At 69.4% G+C, this 19,774-nt stretch carries 21 protein-coding genes; 12 read left to right on the top strand and 9 right to left on the bottom strand.

Annotation, left to right across the window (positions count from 1 at the left end; translation table 11 throughout):
- Nucleotides 1-9: 9 nt before the first annotated feature.
- Both ABD188_RS14945 and ABD188_RS14950 read left to right on the top strand, forming a co-directional pair.
- A complete protein-coding gene (locus tag ABD188_RS14945) occupies nt 10-234 on the top strand; it encodes a DUF3107 domain-containing protein (RefSeq protein WP_344063944.1) in 225 nt (74 codons plus the stop codon).
- Nucleotides 235-244: 10 nt separating this feature from the next.
- Entirely contained in the window at nt 245-535 is a 291-nt protein-coding gene (locus ABD188_RS14950; protein WP_344063947.1) for a hypothetical protein, read from the top strand.
- 27 nt (nt 536-562) lie between these two features.
- On the opposite strand, the gene ABD188_RS14955 is transcribed toward ABD188_RS14950, so the two are convergent.
- The gene (locus ABD188_RS14955; protein WP_344063950.1) at nt 563-1,279 is read right to left on the bottom strand and encodes a ferritin-like fold-containing protein; all 717 of its coding nucleotides are present in this window, start codon (nt 1,277-1,279) and stop codon (nt 563-565) included.
- Nucleotides 1,280-1,459: 180 nt separating this feature from the next.
- Here ABD188_RS14955 and ABD188_RS14960 point away from each other — a divergent pair, with 180 nt between their 5' ends.
- The gene (locus tag ABD188_RS14960) at nt 1,460-2,953 is read left to right on the top strand and encodes a DEAD/DEAH box helicase (protein ID WP_344063953.1); all 1,494 of its coding nucleotides are present in this window, start codon (nt 1,460-1,462) and stop codon (nt 2,951-2,953) included.
- 119 nt (nt 2,954-3,072) lie between these two features.
- Here the strand turns inward: ABD188_RS14960 and ABD188_RS14965 are convergent, their stop codons facing one another.
- The gene (locus ABD188_RS14965) at nt 3,073-3,936 is read right to left on the bottom strand and encodes a PHP domain-containing protein (protein ID WP_344063956.1); all 864 of its coding nucleotides are present in this window, start codon (nt 3,934-3,936) and stop codon (nt 3,073-3,075) included.
- Between the two features lie 123 nt (nt 3,937-4,059).
- Between ABD188_RS14965 and ABD188_RS14970 the strand changes: the two genes are divergently transcribed.
- The 3 genes from ABD188_RS14970 to ABD188_RS14980 are packed head-to-tail and all read left to right on the top strand — an operon-like array spanning nt 4,060 to nt 8,348.
- Nucleotides 4,060-5,079: an endonuclease/exonuclease/phosphatase family protein gene (locus ABD188_RS14970; protein ID WP_344063959.1), complete on the top strand. Its 1,020-nt coding sequence runs from the start codon at nt 4,060-4,062 to the stop codon at nt 5,077-5,079.
- 39 nt (nt 5,080-5,118) lie between these two features.
- On the top strand, nt 5,119-6,540 hold the full coding sequence (locus ABD188_RS14975; RefSeq protein WP_344063962.1) for an aminopeptidase P family protein: 1,422 nt from the start codon (nt 5,119-5,121) through the stop codon (nt 6,538-6,540).
- A gap of 5 nt (nt 6,541-6,545) precedes the next feature.
- Complete coding sequence (locus ABD188_RS14980; protein WP_344063964.1) at nt 6,546-8,348, top strand: gamma-glutamyltransferase family protein; 1,803 nt, start codon at nt 6,546-6,548, stop codon at nt 8,346-8,348.
- A gap of 8 nt (nt 8,349-8,356) precedes the next feature.
- Here ABD188_RS14980 and ABD188_RS14985 read toward each other — a convergent pair whose 3' ends face one another.
- A complete protein-coding gene (locus tag ABD188_RS14985) occupies nt 8,357-9,040 on the bottom strand; it encodes an alpha/beta hydrolase family protein (RefSeq protein WP_344063967.1) in 684 nt (227 codons plus the stop codon).
- The gene (locus ABD188_RS14990; RefSeq protein WP_344063970.1) at nt 9,040-9,729 is read right to left on the bottom strand and encodes a YflT domain-containing protein; all 690 of its coding nucleotides are present in this window, start codon (nt 9,727-9,729) and stop codon (nt 9,040-9,042) included. The genes ABD188_RS14985 and ABD188_RS14990 overlap by 1 nt, the downstream gene beginning before the upstream one ends.
- 40 nt (nt 9,730-9,769) lie before the next feature.
- On the opposite strand from ABD188_RS14990, the gene ABD188_RS14995 reads away from it, so the two are divergent.
- From ABD188_RS14995 to ABD188_RS15005, 3 genes are read left to right on the top strand one after another with little or no spacing between them, the layout of a single operon-like run.
- A complete protein-coding gene (locus ABD188_RS14995; protein ID WP_344063973.1) occupies nt 9,770-11,059 on the top strand; it encodes a magnesium transporter MgtE N-terminal domain-containing protein in 1,290 nt (429 codons plus the stop codon).
- Complete coding sequence (locus ABD188_RS15000; protein WP_344063976.1) at nt 11,059-11,589, top strand: DUF1003 domain-containing protein; 531 nt, start codon at nt 11,059-11,061, stop codon at nt 11,587-11,589. The genes ABD188_RS14995 and ABD188_RS15000 overlap by 1 nt, the downstream gene beginning before the upstream one ends.
- Entirely contained in the window at nt 11,586-12,740 is a 1,155-nt protein-coding gene (locus ABD188_RS15005; protein ID WP_344063979.1) for an Mrp/NBP35 family ATP-binding protein, read from the top strand. The genes ABD188_RS15000 and ABD188_RS15005 overlap by 4 nt, the downstream gene beginning before the upstream one ends.
- Nucleotides 12,741-12,807: 67 nt before the next feature.
- On the opposite strand, the gene ABD188_RS15010 is transcribed toward ABD188_RS15005, so the two are convergent.
- Nucleotides 12,808-13,182, bottom strand: coding sequence for a twin-arginine translocase TatA/TatE family subunit (locus ABD188_RS15010; RefSeq protein ID WP_344063981.1), 375 nt, complete (start codon nt 13,180-13,182; stop codon nt 12,808-12,810).
- A 72-nt stretch (nt 13,183-13,254) separates the two neighbouring features.
- Between ABD188_RS15010 and ABD188_RS15015 the strand changes: the two genes are divergently transcribed.
- Complete coding sequence (locus tag ABD188_RS15015) at nt 13,255-13,890, top strand: O-methyltransferase (RefSeq protein WP_344063984.1); 636 nt, start codon at nt 13,255-13,257, stop codon at nt 13,888-13,890.
- A 74-nt stretch (nt 13,891-13,964) separates the two neighbouring features.
- On the opposite strand, the gene ABD188_RS15020 is transcribed toward ABD188_RS15015, so the two are convergent.
- From ABD188_RS15020 to dapE, 3 genes are all read right to left on the bottom strand, one after another.
- Nucleotides 13,965-14,138 carry a DUF3117 domain-containing protein gene (locus tag ABD188_RS15020; protein WP_344063987.1) on the bottom strand — a complete coding sequence of 58 codons (174 nt, stop codon included), beginning with the start codon at nt 14,136-14,138 and terminating at the stop codon, nt 13,965-13,967.
- A gap of 116 nt (nt 14,139-14,254) precedes the next feature.
- On the bottom strand, nt 14,255-15,487 hold the full coding sequence (locus ABD188_RS15025) for a hypothetical protein (protein WP_344063990.1): 1,233 nt from the start codon (nt 15,485-15,487) through the stop codon (nt 14,255-14,257).
- A complete protein-coding gene (dapE, locus tag ABD188_RS15030) occupies nt 15,469-16,545 on the bottom strand; it encodes a succinyl-diaminopimelate desuccinylase (RefSeq protein WP_344063993.1) in 1,077 nt (358 codons plus the stop codon). The genes ABD188_RS15025 and dapE overlap by 19 nt, the downstream gene beginning before the upstream one ends.
- A gap of 56 nt (nt 16,546-16,601) precedes the next feature.
- Here dapE and dapD point away from each other — a divergent pair, with 56 nt between their 5' ends.
- Both dapD and ppk2 read left to right on the top strand, forming a co-directional pair.
- On the top strand, nt 16,602-17,558 hold the full coding sequence (gene dapD, locus ABD188_RS15035) for a 2,3,4,5-tetrahydropyridine-2,6-dicarboxylate N-succinyltransferase (protein WP_344063996.1): 957 nt from the start codon (nt 16,602-16,604) through the stop codon (nt 17,556-17,558).
- A gap of 40 nt (nt 17,559-17,598) precedes the next feature.
- Complete coding sequence (gene ppk2, locus ABD188_RS15040) at nt 17,599-18,399, top strand: polyphosphate kinase 2 (RefSeq protein ID WP_344067148.1); 801 nt, start codon at nt 17,599-17,601, stop codon at nt 18,397-18,399.
- 13 nt (nt 18,400-18,412) lie between these two features.
- On the opposite strand, the gene ABD188_RS15045 is transcribed toward ppk2, so the two are convergent.
- Entirely contained in the window at nt 18,413-19,711 is a 1,299-nt protein-coding gene (locus ABD188_RS15045) for a citrate synthase (RefSeq protein ID WP_344063998.1), read from the bottom strand.
- Nucleotides 19,712-19,774 lie beyond the last annotated feature (63 nt).

Here is a 19,774-nt window from a genome sequence, read left to right on the forward strand (position 1 = left end):
GGCACTGACGTGGAGATCCGCATCGGCATCGCGAACACCGGTCGCGAGCTCAGCTTCGAGACCAACGAGGCCGCTGCGGCCGTGAAGAAGACGATCTCGAGCGCTCTCGACGCAGGGGCGACCCACATCAGCCTCTCCGACAGCAAGGGCAACGCGTACATCGTCCCCACTGCGGGTCTCGCCTACGTCGAGCTGGGCAGCGAAGAGTCCCGCCGCGTCGGCTTCGTCGCCTGAGCACCGAGTCATGCAGATCCTCATCGCCCTGATCGTCGGCGCGGTCATCGGAATCGGCGTGCACTTCCAGCTGGGCGAGCGGGTCACGCGAGGCGTGGTCCTGGGTCCCATCGTCGGCGCGCTGTCGGCCGGACTCGCCTGGATGCTCCTCACCTGGGCCGGAGTCGGGATCGACACGCCGTGGCCGTGGCTTGCGGCGCTCATCGTCCCGATCGTCGTGACCTACCCGGTCCTGATCCTCCTCACCCGCGCACGCGTCGCCCACGACAAGCGCGAGCGCGTCCGGCTCAAGATCGGCTGACGCCGAGACAGAGGCGGATGCCGCGGCTCAGGCCGCGAGCCCCATCCGGTCCATCCGTCGCGAGTGGGCCGCCATGAGCTCTGTGAACACGGGCTCGACCTTCTCCTCATCCTCGACGAGGAGCGTCGTCGGCCGCAGCGCGGCTCGCGCGATCAGGAGGGTGTCGCCGACCAGGCGCCGCCCCCACAGCGCGAGCAGGGCCTTCCACTCCGGATCGCTGGCGATGGTCGCCGCGATGATGTCGACGATCGCCTCGCGATCATCGTCACCGCGCAGGATCCGCGCGACGCGGCGACCGGTCTCGCCGTAGCTCGCCGACAGCGCGAGGTAGAAGTCGTCGAGCATCCCGGCCGTGATGTGCACCGACAGCATGGTCTCCTGCGGGCGCACGCCGTGGGTGGCACGCCGGAATGCGTCCAGCGGCTCGCGGAACGGAAGCATCAGTTCGGTCGGATCGTCACCGCGGTCGCGGATGAGGGCGACGAGCGCCTCGTGCTTGGTCAGGGCCGCGCCGGCCGCACGCGACAGGGAGTCCTTCTGCGCGAGTTCGGGCGTCGAAGCGATCAGCTCGCTCAAGGTCTCGAAGTACCCGAGCTGCAGGTAGGCCGCCTGGCCGAGGAACGTGTCGATTTCGGGTGCGAGCTCTTCGAAGTCGACCCTGGTCGCGTCGCCGAGGTCGCCGCGGGAACGCAAAGACAATGCGCGCTCGCCCTTGCGCGGACGCTGCCAGAACCACGTGACCACGGCCACCAGCCTAGGCCCACACCCCGTCACCACCCCCGGAGAGGCAAGCAGACGGCGCGCCCGGTATCCTTAGGGAGTCCCCGGCGTCGGATCGGGGCCCCCGCGCCTGTGGCTGAGTGAATGGCGTGGATCCATCCCCACCTCCCGGGCGACATCTCACCGCCCAGACAGGCATTCATCGTGACGACCTTCGCCGAACTCGGCGTGGACCAGGACATCGTCGAGACTCTCGCCGCAAAGGGCATCGTCGACGCATTCCCGATCCAAGAGCAGACCATTCCCCTCGGCCTCCCCGGTCAGGACATCATCGGCCAGGCGAAGACGGGCACCGGCAAGACCTTCGGGTTCGGCATCCCGGTCGTCCAGAGACTCGGGCTCAACCCTGAGCACGGCGTCAAGGCACTGATCGTGGTGCCGACCCGCGAACTGTGCGTGCAGGTCTACGAAGACATCGACATGCTCACCTCCGGCCGCAGCACGAGCGTCGTCGCGATCTACGGCGGCAAGGCCTACGAAGGCCAGATCGAGCAGCTCCAGGCCGGCGCTCAGATCGTCGTCGGCACCCCGGGCCGGCTGATCGACCTGAACAACCAGCGCCTCCTCGACCTGTCGCACGCGACCGAGGTCGTGCTGGACGAGGCCGACAAGATGCTCGACCTCGGGTTCCTCCCCGACATCGAGAAGATCTTCCAGAAGGTTCCGGCGATCCGCCACACGCAGCTGTTCTCCGCGACCATGCCGGGGCCGATCGTCGCGCTGGCACGCCGGTTCATGTCGAACCCGATCCACATCCGCGCGACCGACCCCGACGAGGGACTCACGCAGGCCAACATCCGTCACCTCGTGTACCGCGCGCACTCGCTCGACAAGGACGAGGTCATCGCCCGCATCCTGCAGGCCGACGGCCGTGGCAAGACCGTCGTCTTCACGCGCACCAAGCGCGCCGCCCAGCGCCTGTCCGACGAGCTCGGCGATCGCGGCTTCAACACGGCATCCGTCCACGGCGACATGAGCCAGGAGGCGCGGGAGCGCTCGATGGCCGCGTTCAAGGCCGGCAAGAAGGATGTCCTCATCGCGACCGACGTCGCAGCCCGCGGCATCGACGTGGACGACGTGACGCACGTGATCAACCACACGATCCCCGACGACGAGAAGACCTACCTGCACCGCGCCGGCCGCACGGGCCGCGCCGGCAAGACCGGCATCGCCGTCACGTTCGTCGACTGGGACGACCTGCACAAGTGGGCTCTGATCAACCGCGCCCTCGAGTTCGGTCAGCCCGAGCCGACCGAGACCTACTCGTCGAGCCCGCACCTGTTCGACGACCTCGACATCCCTGCAGGCACCAAGGGACGCATCGCGACCGCGCCGAAGACGCAGACCGTGAAGACTCAGGATGCCGCTCCGGCCAAGGACGGCTCCGGCGCGCCCCGCGCACGCCGTCGCCGTCGCACCGACGGCGCCGCGGGTGGCTCCGGATCGGGTTCGACCGGACCCGCTGCCCGCAGCGCTGCTCCCGACGTCCCCGCCGACCACGGCTCGAACGACGCGGCCGAGGGCGAAGGCACGCACGACGGAGGCGGCAGCGAGCATCACGACGGAAATGCCGCCCCGCGTCGCCGTCGCCGTCGTCGCGGCGGCTCGCGCGGGGGCGCACCCGTCGCCGGGGCCTGAGCCGCGGCATCCGCTCGACGGCTTCAGGTGAATCGACCGATTCAGGACGATTCGGCGTCGGAACCTCCTGAATTCGCCGAATCACCTGATCTGGATGACACGGCCACCGCGCGGAAACGTCAGGGGTAGACCGGTGCGGTCCCGGTCGACTGGTCGATGATGCGCGCGACCATGTCGTCGTCGGTCGTGTTCTCCGCCGGCTGGTTCGGCTTGCCGAGCCCGTGGTAATCACTCGAGCCGGTGATGATGAGGTCTCGCTCGCTCGCCAGGCGGCGGAGGGTGCGGATGCCGCTCTCGAGGTTCTCGCGGTGGCCGAGCTCGAATCCGCCGAGGCCGGCGGCCAGCATGCGGTCGAGCAGGGGCTTCGGCAGCACCCCCGCCCTGCCTGCGGGATGCGCGATGATCGCGACGCCGCCTGCTCCCACGACAAGCTCCACCGCCGTGACCGGATCGGGTGCGTAGAGCGCGACGTAGTAGTCGCCGCGGGGGCTCAGGATGCTCGAGAACGCCTCGGCGCGGTCGCGCACCAGGCCACGCGCGACGAGCGCATCGGCGATGTGCGGACGCCCGACCGTCGCGCCGTCGGAGGTCTGCGCGACGATGTCGTCCCATTCCAGGTCGTAGTCGCGCCCGATGCGGTCGGCCATGATCCGCGCACGATCCAGGCGTGACGAGCGGATGCGGTCGGTCATGGCTCGCAGCGACACATCGTCGGGATCGACGAGATAGGCGAGCACGTGGACGCTCCGCCACTCATGCCGAGCCGACAGCTCCATACCCGGGATGAGCGTCATGCCGAGGGATGCCGCCGCCTCGGCCGCCTCGGCCCAGCCCGATGTCGTGTCATGGTCGGTGAGTGCCGCCGTTCGCACGCCATGCCGGTGCGCAGCCGCCATCACTTGCGAGGGAGACTCCGTGCCATCGGAGTGGACGGAGTGCAGATGAAGGTCGCTCGGCCCTACGAAGCGTCGCGTCCCCTGCACGTTCCGAGCGTAGCGCGCGGCGCAGACGCACCGACTCCGCGCCGGCAGCGATCGCCTGCGCGACACCGTGACACGGTGTGTGCGCTGACGGATCTCTCAGCCTGCTGACATAGAGTCGCGGTCGTGCTGCGCCTCGTGGGGATCCTGGTGACCGTGCTGTTCGCGGTCGGCGCGGCGGTCCTCACATGGCCGTCCTTCTTCCGCGTCGAGCGGCACTATCCGATCGCGCAGATCATCTCCTTCCGCGGCGTCGTTGTGCTCGGCTTCGCGGTGCTGATGGTCATCGCGCTGCTCCTGGCGATCGCGCGCCCGATCCGCGGGCTCGCCCTTTCGATCGCCCTCGTCGCAGGTCTCGCGGCCGTCGCCGGCGGCATCACGATGTGGTCGCGGGGACTCGGCACCGACACGCTTCCGGCAAAGACCGAGAGCAGCATCCGCGTCATGACGTGGAACACCGCCGGCTCGGCCACATCGGCCGAAACCGTGGCGCGGATCGCCGTCGCGATGGATGCCGACATCGTGACGCTGCCCGAGACGACGATCGAGACCGGCGAGCAGGTCGCCATCGCGATGGGCGAGCTCGGACACCCGATGTGGGCGCACCACGCCGAATACGGCACGGACGGGTGGGATGCCCGTTCGACGACGCTGCTCATCTCTCCGGATCTCGGCGACTACGCCGTCATCGAGTCGTCGCAGGACGGGTCGAGCAACACCTCGACGCTGCCGAGCGCCGTCGCGATGCCGACCTCGGGCGACGGCCCGATCGTCGTGGCGGCGCACGCCGTCGCCCCGCGGCCGAGCTACATGCAGCACTGGCGAGACGACCTGCAGTGGCTGGCCGACCAGTGCTCCACCGCCAACGTCATCATGGCCGGCGATTTCAACGCCACCGTCGATCACATGGGCCAGCTCGGGGTCGACGGCGGCGCACTCGGGCTGTGCCACGACACCGCGAGCGACACGGGCAACGGTGCGATCGGCACCTGGTCCACCGACATGCCGGCTCTGCTCGGCGCGCCGATCGACCACGTGATGGCCTCGTCGGGATGGAAGGCGACAGGCTCGCTCGTGCTCCGGTCGCTCGGCGACTCGACGAGCGACCACCGGCCGCTCATCGTGCAGCTCGAGCCCGCCGGCTGAGCCCGGGCGGCGATTTCGCCGGCGTGCGAGACTTGATGCATGAGCACGACAGGCGACAGCGATACGATCGCACAGACCGACTCCGAGTCCCCCTCCACCACCGTCAACCGGCGCCAGCCGTTCGGCCAGGGTTTCCTCGACACCATCTCGACCGGATGGGCGGATCGGCCGGCATCGGCACCCCCGCAGCGCGAGCAGGCTGTGTTCGCCAGCGCGCGACGCAGCGCGGTGTCTGCGGCGTTCCCCGGTAGGCGCATCGTGGTGCCGGCCGGTGAACTCAAGCAGCGCAGCAATGACACCGACTATCCGTTCCGGGCGCACTCGGCCTTCTCGCACCTCACGGGCTGGGCGGCCGACTCCGAGCCCGACTCCACTCTCGTCCTCGATCCCCGACCCGATGGCGGCCACGAGGCGACGCTGTACTTCCGCGAGCGCGCCGACCGCACGACGCCCGAGTTCTACTCCAACGCGTCGATCGGCGAGTTCTGGATCGGGCCGCGCCCGTCGCTCGGCGGCGTGGCGACGGACCTGGGACTCCCGACGAAGCACATCGACGCATTCGAAGCCGGCGACGACGACCTGGTGGTGGACGTCGACGACGAGCTCACCCGGTTCGTCTCGGAACTGCGGCTCACGAAGGACGCGTACGAGATCGCGCAGATGCGGCTCGCGGTCGAGGTGACGGCGCGCGGGTTCGACGACATCGTCGCGAACCTTCCTGCGATCATCGAGCACCCGCACGGCGAGCGCATCGTCGAGGGCGTCTTCCATCAGCGGGCGCGCTCCGACGGCAACACCGTCGGCTATGACACGATCGCGGCGGCCGGCTCGCACGCGTGCTACCTGCACTGGACCCGCAATGACGGCGCCGTCGTGCCGGGCGACCTCATCCTGGTGGATGCCGGCGTCGAGGTGGACAGTCTCTACACCGCCGACATCACCCGGACGCTGCCGGTCAGCGGCCACTTCACCGAAGTGCAGCGTCGCGTCTACGAGACCGTGCGCGAGGCTGCGGATGCCGGATTCGCAGCCGCCCGCCTCGGCGTGAAGTTCCGCGACGTACACGAGGCGGCGATGCAGGTCATCGCGCGACGCGTCGCCGAGTGGGGGCTGCTTCCCGTGACCGCCGAGGAGGCGCTCGATGCCGACAAGGGCGGACACCACCGTCGCTACATGGTGCACGGCACGAGCCACCACCTCGGCATCGACGTTCACGACTGCGCGCAGGCCCGTCGCGAGATGTACTACGACGGCATCCTCGAACCCGGCATGGTCTTCACGATCGAGCCGGGGCTGTACTTCCAGATCGACGACCTCACCGTGCCCCAGGAGTACCGGGGCATCGGCGTGCGCATCGAGGACGACATCGTCATGACCGCCGAGGGACCCGTCAACCTCTCGGCCGCCATCCCCCGCACCGCGGACGAGGTCGAGGCCTGGATCGCCCGACTGAACCCCTGACCCGCGTGGCCTACACCGCTCCCCCGTCGTTCACGACGCGTCCGACCCTGTCGGGAACGTTCGGGATGGCGGCATCCACGCACTGGCTGGCGACGGCGAGCGCGCAGAGTGTGCTCGAGCGCGGCGGCAACGCGTTCGACGCCGTGGTCGCCGGTGCGTTCGTGCTCCACATCGTCGAACCGCACCTCAACGGCCCCGGCGGTGACCTCGTCGGTATCTTCGCGACCGCGGATGACGCGACGCCCACGGTGCTGATGGGCCAGGGTCCCGCTCCCGCCGGCGCCACGATCGAGCGATTCCGGGCCGAGGGGCTCGACCTCGTCCCCGGCGCGGGCGGCCTCGCGGCGGCGATCCCGGGCGCGGTGGACGCGTGGCTCCTGCTGCTGCGCGACCACGGCACGTGGGAGCTCACGGACGTCCTCGCCTACGCCATCGGCTACGCCCGAGACGGACACGCGCTCGGACCGGCCGCAGCCGCCACGATCGGCCGCGTCGCGAGCCTGTTCATGCGGGACTGGACCACCTCGGCCGACCTGTGGATGCCGGGAGGCGCACCGCCGGCCGCCGGCACCGTGGTGCGCAACCCCGCGTATGCCGCGGTGCTGGACGGTCTCGTGCACGCGTCGTGCACGGTGCGCGACGACGGACCGATCGGCCGCGCCGCGCGGATCGACGCCGCGCGCAGCGAATGGAAATCAGGCCTCGTCGCGCAGGAGGCGGCCGCGTTCGTCGCCGCTCCGCACCGGCACTCCAGCGGCGGGCTCCACGCCGGAGTGATCGGCGTCGACGACTTCGCGTCGTTCGACGCCGGCTACGAGCCCGCAGTGACCGGCGAATTCCGCGGACGCACGATCGCGAAGGCGGGGCCCTGGACCCAGGGGCCTGCGATCCTGCAGACGCTCGGGATGCTCGAGCCACTGGCGGACGACCTTCTCGATCCGTCGCAGGAGGAGGGTGCCCACACCATCCTCGAGGCACAGAAGCTCGCGTTCGCCGACCGCGACGCGTGGTTCGGCGACGACGACGTCGACCTCGACGCGCTCCTTTCCGCCGACTACCTGGACGAGCGCCGGTCGCTGATCGACGGCGAGGCATCGACCGCGTTTCGCCCTGGCGCCCTGCGAGGTCGCGCCGCATCCCACCCACCGCTGCGCACGACGCCGGCATCGGCCACGGCTCTCGGCGTCGGTGAGCCGACCGTTGCGAAGTCCGGTGAGACGCGCGGGGACACGTGCCACATCGACGTGATCGACCGGTGGGGAAACATCATCTCGGTCACCCCGTCGGGCGGGTGGCTGCAGTCCTCGCCGACGATCCCCGCGCTCGGCTTCTGCCTCGGCACCCGCCTTCAGATGACGTGGCTGGAGCCGGGACTCACGTCGACGCTGCGACCCGGCAGACGGCCTCGTACGACGCTCACGCCCACGCTGGTGCTTCATGACGGGCTGCCGGAGTTCGCCATCGGCTCCCCCGGCGGCGATCAGCAGGACCAGTGGCAGCTGCTGGTGCTGCTGCGCATGATCGTGGGCGGGTACTCACCGCAGCAGGCGATCGACGCTCCAGCCCTGCACACGACCGCTCTCGTGGACTCGTTCTGGCCTCGCACGTGGGACCCGGCGGGCGCCGTGGTGGAGGACCGCCTGGGCGACGACGTCATCGCCGGGCTCGAGCGTCGGGGCCACGTCGTGACCCGTGCGGGCGACTGGTCGCTCGGCCGGGTCTCGGCGGTCGGACGCGATGCGTCCACGGGCCTCGTCTGGGGCGCCGCCAATCCGCGAGGCATGCAGGGCTACGCCGCCGGTCGCTGAGCTCGCCGTCAGGCGCGTTCCCGCATCCACGTCGCAACGAGGCCGGCCAGCTCCTCGCCGATCGCGTCCGCGGACCGCTTGGCACCCTTCACCTCGAAGGAGTGGCCGCCGCCCTTGATCCACGCGATGGCAGCGTCCTGACAGCTTGCGACGGCTTCCTCGAGCTGCGCATGAGGGTCGATGAACGGGTCAGTCGTCCCCTCCACGAACAGCTGGGGCTGCACGACATCCGGCAGGTGAGCGACGCGCGCCTTGGACGGATCGCCGGGCGGATGCAGCGGATAGCCGAGGTAGATGAGCCCGGAGGGGTCGATCACGCCCTCGGCAGCCGCCATCGACGCCATGCGCCCGCCGTACGACTTGCCCGCCGCCCACACCGGCACCCCGCCACCCACGTGAGATGCGAACGCGCCGATCGCCGCCCAGGTCGCGACGGCGTGCGCAGCCGGGCCGGGCATCCGTCGCCCCGCCTCGACGTAGGGGAAGTTGAAGCGCACGGTGGCGACGCCCAGCTCGTTCATGCCGCGTGCGAAGCCGAGCAGGAACGGATGCCGGTACCCCGTGCCGGCTCCGTGGGCGAGGGCGATGGTCGCCCAGGCATCCACAGGCACGGTGCTGTCGGCCGACACCTCGACCGCACCGGCGGGCAGCGACACCGTGACACGGTGTCCTGCAGGCGCAATGTCGGCCATCAGGACTCCGGCCGGGCTCGCGGGATCTCTTCGTCCCCCGCCAGTGGTACAGCCGCTCCCTCGACTCCTCCGCCTTCGACGGCCCCGGGCTCGCCGTCGGGGATGTCAGGCGTGGGATCGGAGTCGGCGGTGCTGACCCGCTCGCCATAGCGCGGCGGATCGGCCGGAGGTGCGTCGGGCGTCTCCACCCGCTCGGGCTCACGCGGCGGCGCGGCCGCTGCCTGGGTGCCGAGCACCTGCCGCGCGCGCTGGATGCTCGTCGCACTCACGGTCACCTCGTAACTGTCCGCGACGACCTGCATCACAGATGCGAAATCCCGCCGGCGCCGGACGAACGAGTAGGTCACGATGCTCAGCAGCATGCCGATCGCGATACCCACGAACAGCACGCCGACGAACGCCTGGATCGGCACCGAGGGCGACCCGATCACGAGGATCGCCGAGAAGAGAAGTCCGAGCAGCAGACCGTTGATGGCGCCGGAACGGGCCGCCGCTGCATATCCCAGTCGACCCGTCACGCGCTCCACCGACCGCAGGTCCTTGCCCACGATCGCGATGTCGCGCGCGGGGATGTCGGCGGCGATGAGCGTCGAGACGGCCTTCTGCGCGGCCTCGTAAGTCGGGAAGTTCGCAACGGTCTGGCCGACCTCATCGCGCCCCTGCGGCATCCGCCCGCCCATCATGCTCATCTCTCCATCCTTCCACGGTCTCCGGGCTACGCTGGGACGCGTGAGCACGCAGAGGGTATTCGTCGCGCGCCTGTCCGGGTGCTCCGTCTTCGACCCCGTGGGCGACCGTCTCGGCAAGGTCCGCGACGCCGTCGTCATCTATCGCAAGGACGATCCGCCGCGCGTCGTGGGCCTCGTCGTCGAGATCCCCGGCCGCCGCCACGTGTTCGTGTCCATCGGCCGGGTCACGTCCATAGCGACCGGCCAGGTGATCACGACGGGGCTCATCAACGTCCGCCGGTTCCAGCAGCGCGGGGGCGAGGTACGGGTCCTGTCCGAGCTCGTCGGACGCCGAGTCCACCTCGTGGACGGCAGTGGCACCGCCGTCATCGAAGACGTCGCGATCGAGCGGAACCGGCTGGGCGAATGGGATGTCGGTCAGCTGTTCCTGCGTCGCCCGCGCACCAGCGCATCTCCCTTCGCGAAAGGCCCCACGACGTTCGCCGTGTGGAAGGACGTGCGCGAAGACCAGATCCCCGGGGAGGCGCAGTCCGCCGAGCAGCTCGTCGCCACATACGCAGATCTGCGTCCCGCCGACCTGGCGAACACCCTGCTCGATCTCTCTGACGCGCGCATGATCGAAGTCGCCGAAGAGCTCTCCGACGAGCGACTCGCCGACGCACTTGAGGAGATGCCCGAGGAAGAGCAGGTCCACATCCTCGAGCAGCTCGGCGACGAGCGCGCTGCCGACATCCTCGACGCCATGGAGCCGGATGACGCCGCCGACCTGCTCGGACAGCTGCCCGAGCAGCGCTCCGAGGAGCTCCTCGACCTGATGGAACCGGAAGAGGCCGAGGACGTGCGCGCCCTTCTGCAGTACGGCCCCGACACCGCCGGCGGTCTCATGACGAGCGAGCCGATCGTGCTGTCGGCAGATGCCACGGTCGCCGAGGCGCTCGCCCTCATCCGCCGCCACGAGCTGCACCCTGCCCTCGCCGCGGCGGTGTTCATCACGCTGCCGCCGTTCGAGACGCCGACCGGCCGGCTGCTGGGCACCGTGCACTTCCAGCGGATGCTGCGCTATCCCCCACACGAGCGTCTGGGCGCGATCATCGACGACACGCTCGACCCGGTCCCCGCCACGGCGACGGCCGCCGAGGTGGCACGCATGCTGGCGAGCTACAACCTCGTCTCGCTCCCCGTCGTCGACCAGGCTCGGCGGCTCGTGGGTGCGGTGAGCGTGGACGACGTGCTCGACTACCTGCTGCCCGATGACTGGCGTTCCCACGACGATGACGGGCCCGCCGCGTCGGTCTCGACGTCGACTGCGAGCATTCCGAGGAGGCGTTGATGGCGCGACAGTCACGCCTGCCGTCGCTGGATGCGCCGCTCGGACGCACCGGCATGCTCCAGCGCGCGCCGCAGCCCTCGCAGGACCGTTTCGGGCGCTTCTCCGAGGCGTTCGCGCGCGGGATGGGCACCTCGGGCTTCCTCATCGGGATGACGATCTTCGTCGTCTTGTGGCTCGCATGGAACACCTTCGCCCCGCGGGAGCTGCAGTTCGACCCGCGCGAATACAACTACACGCTGCTGACCCTCATCCTGTCGCTGCAGGCGTCGTATGCCGCGCCGCTCATCCTGCTCGCGCAGAACCGGCAGGATGACCGCGACCGCGTGCAGATCGAGCAGGACCGCCAGCGCGCCGAGCGCAATCTCGCCGACACCGAGTACCTCGCCCGCGAGATCGTGGCGCTGCGGATGGCGCTCACCGACGTCTCGGATGAGGTCGTCACGAGAGACGTGCTGCGCACCGAGCTGCGGGCCGCGCTCGAGCGTTTCGATGTGCGCGCCGAACGGGCCGAGGACGGCGCCGGCCGATGACGGTCGCCGACGCCGACGCCGTCCGGCGTGCCGTCGAAGCGGTCGTCGATCCGGAGCTGCGCCGCCCCATCGGCGAACTCGACATGGTGCGCGACATCTCGGTGGACGCCGAGGTCGCCCATGTCGGGATCGTCCTCACGATCGTCGGGTGTCCCGCCTCGGATCGCATCTCACGCGAGGTCACAGCGGCCGCGGCATCCGTCGCCGGCATCTCGGATGTCGCACTGGAAGTCGGCGTGATGTCGCCCGACGAGCGCCGGGCGCTGACCGATCGCCTCCGCGGCGGACGCGCGGCGCGCGAGATGCCCTTCGGCCCCGGAACGCTGACGCGAGTCATCGCCGTCACGAGCGGCAAGGGCGGCGTGGGCAAGTCCACGGTCACCGCCAACCTCGCGGTCGCCCTCGCGGCTCGCGGACTGTCGGTCGGCCTGATCGATGCGGACGTCCACGGGTTCTCGATCCCCGGCCTGCTGGGGCTCGTCGGCGCCGACGGCAGTGCACCCCAGCCCACCCGCATCGACGACCTCATGCTGCCGCCGGTGGCCCACGGGGTGAAGGTGATCTCGATCGGCATGTTCCTGCGCCGCACCGGCGGCGATGCACCCCTGGGGGCCGTGGCGTGGCGCGGGCCCATGCTGCACCGCACCGTGCAGCAGTTCCTGACGGACGTCTACTTCGGCGATCTCGACGTGCTGCTGATCGACATGCCGCCGGGCACCGGCGACGTGGCGATCTCGGTCGGGCAGCTCCTTCCCAACGCCGACGTCGTCGTCGTGACGACCCCGCAGGTCGCCGCGTCCGATATCGCGGTGCGCAGCGGGCTCGTCGCACGCCAGACCGGTCAGCGGATCGCCGGGGTCGTCGAGAACATGGCTGCCATGACACTGCCCGACGGCTCGCAGCTCGCACTGTTCGGCGCAGGCGGGGGCGCCGCTGTCGCGGCCGCGCTCTCGGAGCCGCCGGACCAGGTGCCTCTGCTGGCCTCCATTCCTCTCAGCGCTGCCCTGCGCGAAGACGCGGATGCCGGCATCCCCAGCGTCCTTGCACACCCCGACGACGTGGCATCCACAGCCATCGAGGGGCTCGCCACCGCGCTCACCGCCACACCGCGAGGCCTCTCCGGCCGGCCGCTGCCCTTCCGCCCGCGCTGAATCCGGCCCGGAAGTCCGGGTTCCGCAGTTTCTGCGGCTCCGAAACCTGCGGAACCCGGACCTCGCGTCAGGTCGCTTCGGCGTCGAACGGCGGAATCTCTCCCGGGACGAACGGCGTGCGGCGATTCTCATCGGGGGCGGCGGAGGACGCCAGCGTGGCCGTGGCGGCTCGGGGCGGGACGGGAGCATCGTCGAGCAGGGCCTCGCGGATGATGCGTCGCGGGTCGTACTGCCGCGGATCGAGCGTTCGCCAGTCGAGGTCTTCGAAGTCGTCGCCCATCTCGTCCTTCACCCGGGTTCGGGCGGTCGACAGCCACTCGCGGGCGCGCTTGGTGGCGGCAGCGAGAGCCTCGGCGTAGCGGGGCAGACGCTCGGGACCCACGACGAAGGCTGCGACGACACCGATCAGCAGCAGCTTCTCGATCGTGAGCCCGAAGAACATGAGTTCAGGTTACCGCCGCGCCTCGGAGGCGGGCGCCCGCGGGACGCGTAGGCTGGCGCCCGGAGGGTGCATATGGGCGAGCAGGACGCGAACTACCGGTTCGCCGCGGAAGCGACGATCGAACCGGACCACATCGCCCGGGCCCGGGCACACGCCCTCGAGCTCGGAGCGGATCCCATCAGCCCCGGCGTCGGTGCGCAGTGCGCCGTCATCGCGGCCGCCTCCCAGGCCCTCAACATCGTCGAGATCGGCACCGGCGCGGGCGTGTCCGGTCTCTGGCTGCTCCACGGTTCGCCCCGGGCGACGCTCACCACGATCGACAACGAGCCCGAGCATCTGGCCGCTGCCCGACGGGTGTTCGCCGATGCCAAGGTGCCGCCCGCGCGCGCGCGGTTCATCACGGGCCGCGCCGCCGAGGTTCTCCCCCGCATGAACGAGGCGTCGTACGACATCGTGCTGGTCGACGCCGATCCCGAAGGCGTCATCGAATACGTGGAACATGGCCTGCGACTGGTGCGCGCCGGCGGAACCGTGCTCGTGCCGAGAGTGCTGGCCCGCGGCGCGGTGGCGGACCCGGTGCGCCGCGACCCCATCACGGTCGCCTATCGCTCCTTGATCCAAGAGACCCAGGCCTCGCCCGCGGTGATCGGTGCGCTCTCGATCGTCGGAGAAGGCCTGCTGCAGCTGACGACGATCGCCGCGGAGTGACAACCGCCTACCCGCCGCAGAACGCGAAGAACGGCCGACCTTGAGAGGTCGACCGCTCTTCGGGATGCTGGGGCTCAGACGGGCTGAACTACTCCGCCCAGCACATCGTAGAGTTCCCGTGCCTCAGCGTCGTTGACGGAGACGACGAGTCGACCGCCACCCTCGAGCGGCACGCGCACGATGATGAGTCGACCCTCTTTCACGGCCTCCATCGGCCCGTCTCCGGTTCTCGGCTTCATGGCTGCCATTGCGGCTCCTTTTCATGGGGGGTCTGTCAGTGAAGTTTATCGTGCGGTCAGGACGGGGGATAAATCGCGGCGAAATCCTGTGGACGCGCGCTGGTTCGGGATGCGTTCGTCCCGCGTCACGGGACCTGCAGATTCGTATTCCCCAGCGCGTACATGTTGTAGATCCACCACCACTGGCCGACGAGTCCGGCAACCAGCACCCCTACGCGCCAGAGCCTGGAGCGGGGCAGCGCGACAGCGCCCCACAGCGGTGAAAGCGGGACCAGCAGCCGGAAGATGCTCGACTGCGGGAAGAACACGAGCAGGAGGTAGACGAGGTAGCTCGCGCTCCACAGCCGCAGCTCGACGCCGAGGCGCCGGACGTGCGGCTCGAAGAGCAGCACGGCGGTCAGTGCGACGAGAGATGCTCCCACCACCACGTATCCGATCGGCGGGGTCAGACTCCACACGGTCCCGAACCAGTATTCGATGCCTGCCAGGAATCCCTCGAAGGGCGCGAAGGCCGCATCGCCGGGGATCCAGTTTCGCCGCCAGGCCAGTTCGGTCGAGAGGTAGGCGCCCGAATCCCCCGTCACCCACCCGGCGAGCAGCTGCCATGAGAACCCCATGAGCACGGCGAGCAGTCCGAGCGCGACGATCTGGACGATCTCCGGCCCGGCCAGCTGCTCACGTCGCCGCGAGATCCACCGCCAGATCCCGAACAGACCGAGGAACAGGGCGAACGCCAGCACCCCAGGACGAGTGAAGGCCATCAGCGGGATGAGCAGATACAGCCACGCATATCGCCGGCGCATCACGCACCAGAGAGCGAGGAACAGCCAGAGGAGGTAGAGCGACTCGGCGTACCCCACCTGGAACAGCCCGGCGAGCGGCCCTGCAGCGAAGAACGCCACAGCCCACATCGAGGAGCCCGCATCGATCCTGTCGCGGAGCATCCGATACAGGACGAGTGAGGCGCCGAACCCCGCAGCAACCGACACCAGGAAAGCACCGACGACCCACTGACCGCCGAACGGGAGGGAGACGTACTTGGCGAGGTAAGGATAGATCGGCATGAACGCCCACTGGTTCTCAGCCACCACGCCCGAGTCGGTCAGCGGGAGCTGCGACGGATACCCGACCTCGGCGATGATCCAGTACCACCGCGAGTCCCACCCGAGGACGAGATCGCCCAGCCCGGCTTCCGGACCGAACCGCGATTCGAAGCCCGACAGGTTCGCGGCCATGAGGAAGAAGACAGTCGTGACGATTCGCGCGAGAAGGTAGACGACGCCGACCCGCGCCGCCGCCGGCAGCCGCGCCCATGCGCTGTGCTCCGTATCGGCGTCCGTCAGCGGTTCGTCAGCCACGCCCGCAGGCCCCGCTCGACGGAGTCGATCTGTGCGAGCGGCACGCGCTCCTCATCATGGTGCGCGAGCATGGGGTCACCCGGCCCGTAGTTGACGGCCGGCACCCCGAAGGCGCTGAACCGCGCCACATCCGTCCAGCCGTACTTCGGACGCGGCTCGGCGCCGACGGCAGCGAGGAACTCCTGCGCAAGGGGCGCGTCGAGCCCCGGCCGGGCCCCTACTGCGAGATCCACGACTTCGACCTCGAACCCGTCGAAGACGTCGTGCACGTGCTGTGCGGCCTCCGCCGCGCCGCGGCTCGGCGCGAAGCGGTAGTTGACCTCGACCTCGCAGAGATCGGGGATGACGTTGCTCGCGATCCCTCCCCCGATGCGCACGGCGTTCAGCCCCTCGCGGTACACGAGTCCGTCGACGTCGATCGAGGCCGGCTCATAGGCGGCGAGACGGGCGAGCACGGGAGCCGCCTTGTGGATGGCGTTCTCGCCCACCCACGCGCGTGCGCTGTGCGCGCGAACGCCGCGGGTGCGCACGATGGCGCGCAGCGTGCCGTTGCAGCCGCCTTCGACCTGTCCGTTCGAGGGCTCACCGAGGATCGCGAAGTCCGCGACGAAGAGGTCGGGGCGCGTACGCGAGAGCCGGGTGAGTCCGTTGAGGTCGGAATCCACCTCTTCGTGGTCGTACCACATCCAGGTGATGTCGACCCGCGGGTCGGCAAGCTCGGCGGCGAGCTTCAGCTGCACGGCGACGCCCGCCTTCATGTCGACCGTGCCGCGGCCCCACAGGTGCGGCTCGCCCTCCATCTCGATGTCGCGCGTCGGCACGTTGCCGTTGATCGGCACGGTGTCGATATGGCCGGCGATCGCGACGCGCTGTGCGCGTCCGAGGTCGGTCCGCGCCACGATCGTGTCTCCGTCGCGGAAGACATCGAGGTGGGCCAGCGCTCCGACCGCGGCGTGGATCGCGTCGGCGAGCGTGGTCTCGTCTCCCGAGACGCTCGGCATGTCGCAGATGGTCCGGGTGAGATCGACGGATGTGGCGGACAGGTCGAGCGCAGGCATCCACCGAGTCTAGCCACGCACCCTTTGCCGGCCCGCCCTTCGGTACGGTGGAGTCCATGAGCGACGAGCGATGGGTGTGGGGCGTCGGACTCGCGACGACGGCGGCGGACGGCACCGTCCTCGATACGTGGTACCCCGCTCCCGGCGTGGGCCGGATCCCACTCGGGTTCGATCCCGCCATCCCGCCCGATGACCTCGATCGGTTCGCGGTGCCCGACGCCCGCCGCGCGGTCACCGTGGATGTGGTGACGGTCGAGGTGGACCTCGACGCGGCGCCGAGCTCGACATCCGACGCGTATCTGCGCCTGCAGGCGCTCTCCCACCGGCTGGTGCGCCCCAACGAGGTCAACCTCGACGGCATCTTCGGGCATCTGCCGAATGTGGCATGGACGAACGCCGGGCCGATGCATCCCGACGACGCGACACGCTTGCGGCCGGTTCTCGCGCGCGACGGAATCCAGGTGCAGGGGCTCGACAAGTTCCCCCGCCTGCTCGACTACGTGACCCCGCCGGGTGTGCGCATCGCGGACGCGAGCCGCGTGCGCCTCGGCGCCTACCTCTCCCCCGGCACGACGGTCATGCACGAGGGGTTCGTGAACTTCAACGCCGGCACCCTCGGCACATCGATGGTGGAAGGCCGCATCTCGCAAGGAGTCGTCGTGGGCGATGGCAGCGATGTCGGCGGCGGCTCGTCGATCATGGGGACACTGTCCGGCGGCGGAGCGCACAAGGTGTCGATCGGCGCGCGCACGCTCCTCGGCGCGAACGCCGGCATCGGCATCTCGCTGGGCGACGACTGCGTCGTCGAGGCGGGGCTCTACGTGACGGCGGGCTCGAAGATCGTGCTCGCTGATGAGGCGCCGACCGCCGACGGGGCGCGACCCGTCGTCAAGGGTGCAGAGCTCTCGGGGCGCGACGGCATCCTGTTCCGCCGCAACTCGCTCACCGGGGCCATCGAAGCCGTCCGACGCGCCGGCGTCGGCGTGACGCTGAACGAAGCGCTGCACGCCTAGACGCTGGGCGGGATCACAGGAGGTCACGGTGGGCAAGCGGATGAAGAAGGCGCTCTACGAACAGGAGCTCAAGGAACTCCAGGCGAAGCTCGTCGACATGCAGGCCTGGGTGCAGGCGAGCGGTGCCCGCATCGTGGTCATCTTCGAGGGCAGGGATGCCGCGGGCAAGGGCTCCACGATCAAGCGCGTCTCGGAGTACCTGAACCCCCGCGTGACGCGTATCGCCGCACTTCCCGCGCCGACCGAGCGTGAGCGCACCCAGTGGTATTTCCAGCGCTACATCTCGCACCTTCCCGCCGCCGGCGAGATCCTGCTCATGGACCGGTCCTGGTACAACAGAGCCGGGGTCGAGCACGTCATGGGCTACTGCACCAATGTGGAATACCACCGGTTCCTGCATCAGGCGCCGATCTTCGAGCGGATGCTGGTCGAAGACGGCGTCATCCTTCTGAAGTACTGGTTCAGCGTGTCGGACATCGAGCAGGAGAGGCGGTTCCGCTCGCGGGCCGAGGATCCGATGCGACGGTGGAAGCTGTCTCCGAACGACGTGAAGTCGATCACCAAGTGGGAGGACTACTCACGGGCGAAAGACACCATGTTCGTCCACACCGACATTCCGGAAGCGCCCTGGTTCGAAGTCCGATCCGACGACAAGCGCGCGAGTCGCATCAACATGATCGCTCACCTGCTCTCACGCGTCCCGTACCGGATGGTGGAGCGTGAAGAGGTCGCGATCCCGCCGCGTCCCCAGCCGGGCGGCTACGAGCGCCCGCCGCGCAACGTCGAGAACTACATCCCGGATGTCGCGTCCGACCTCGAGCGCAGGGCGGCGGAGGCCTAGCTGCCGAGGACGCTCAGGCGACGCCCGGGTAATCGCGGCGCTGGGCGCCCACGTACAGCTGCTGCGGGCGGCCGATCTTGGTCTGCGGGTCGGCCTGCATCTCACGCCAGTGCGCGAGCCAGCCCGGCAGACGGCCGATGGCGAACAGCACGGTGAACATCCGCGTCGGGAAGCCCATCGCCTTGTAGATCACGCCGGTGTAGAAGTCGACGTTCGGGTAGAGCCTGCGCTCGCGGAAGTAGTCGTCGGCGAGCGCGATCTCCTCCAGCTCCTTCGCGAGATCCAGCAGTGGGTCGCTGACCCCGAGGGCGGTGAGCACCTCGTCGGCGGACTCCTTCACGAGCTTGGCGCGCGGGTCGTAGTTCTTGTAGACGCGGTGCCCGAAGCCCATGAGCTTCACACCGTCTTCCTTGTTCTTGACGCGCTCGACGAACCGCTGGACGCTCTCCCCCGACTCGCGGATGCGCGCCAGCATGTCGAGGACGGCTTCGTTCGCGCCGCCGTGGAGGGGTCCGTAGAGGGCGTTGATGCCGGCAGAGATCGATGAGAACTGGTTGGCGCCCGTCGAGCCGACGAGGCGGACCGTCGACGTCGAGGCGTTCTGCTCATGGTCCTCGTGCAGGATCAGCAGGCGCTCGAGCGCGCGCGACATGACCGGGTTCATCTCGTACAGCTCGGACAGCACGCCGAAGTTCAGCTTCAGGAAGTTGTCGACGAAGCTCAGCGAGTTGTCGGGGTAGAGAAACGCCTGACCGATGCTCTTCTTGTGCGCGTAGGCCGCGATGACCGGCAGCTTCGCGAGCATCCGGATCGTGTTGAGCTCGACGTGCTCGGGGTTGTTCGGGTCGGACTCGTTCTCGTAATAGGTCGAGAGCGCGGCGGTGGCCGAAGACAGCACCGACATCGGGTGCGCGGTGGACGGCAGCGACGAGAAGAAGCGCTTCAGGTCTTCGTGCAGCAGCGTGTGGTGACGGATGCGCTCATCGAACTCGGACAGCTCGGACGCGGACGGGAGGTTGCCGTAGATGAGCAGCCACGCGACCTCGAGGTAGGTGCTGTTCTGCGCCAGCTGCTCGATCGGGTAGCCGCGGTAGCGCAGGATGCCATGATCACCGTCGATGAAGGTGATTGCCGACTTGGTCGCCGATGTGTTGACGAAACCGTAGTCCAGTGTGGTGTGGCCGGTCTGGCGGGTGAACGTCGAGATGTCCACACTCGGCACCCCATCGGTGCCGTTCAGCACCGGGAATTCGGCGGTCCGACCTCCGATCGTGAGGGTGGCCTTCTCCTGCTGGGTGCCCGCGTCGCTCACGGCGCCTCCTCGCGATTTCTGGTCGTGCCGGGGGTGTCGCCCGCCTCCGAGGTGCGCTGTGGG

The organism is Microbacterium pumilum (assembly GCF_039530225.1).
In the GTDB taxonomy this organism is placed as follows: Bacteria; Actinomycetota; Actinomycetes; order Actinomycetales; family Microbacteriaceae; genus Microbacterium; species Microbacterium pumilum.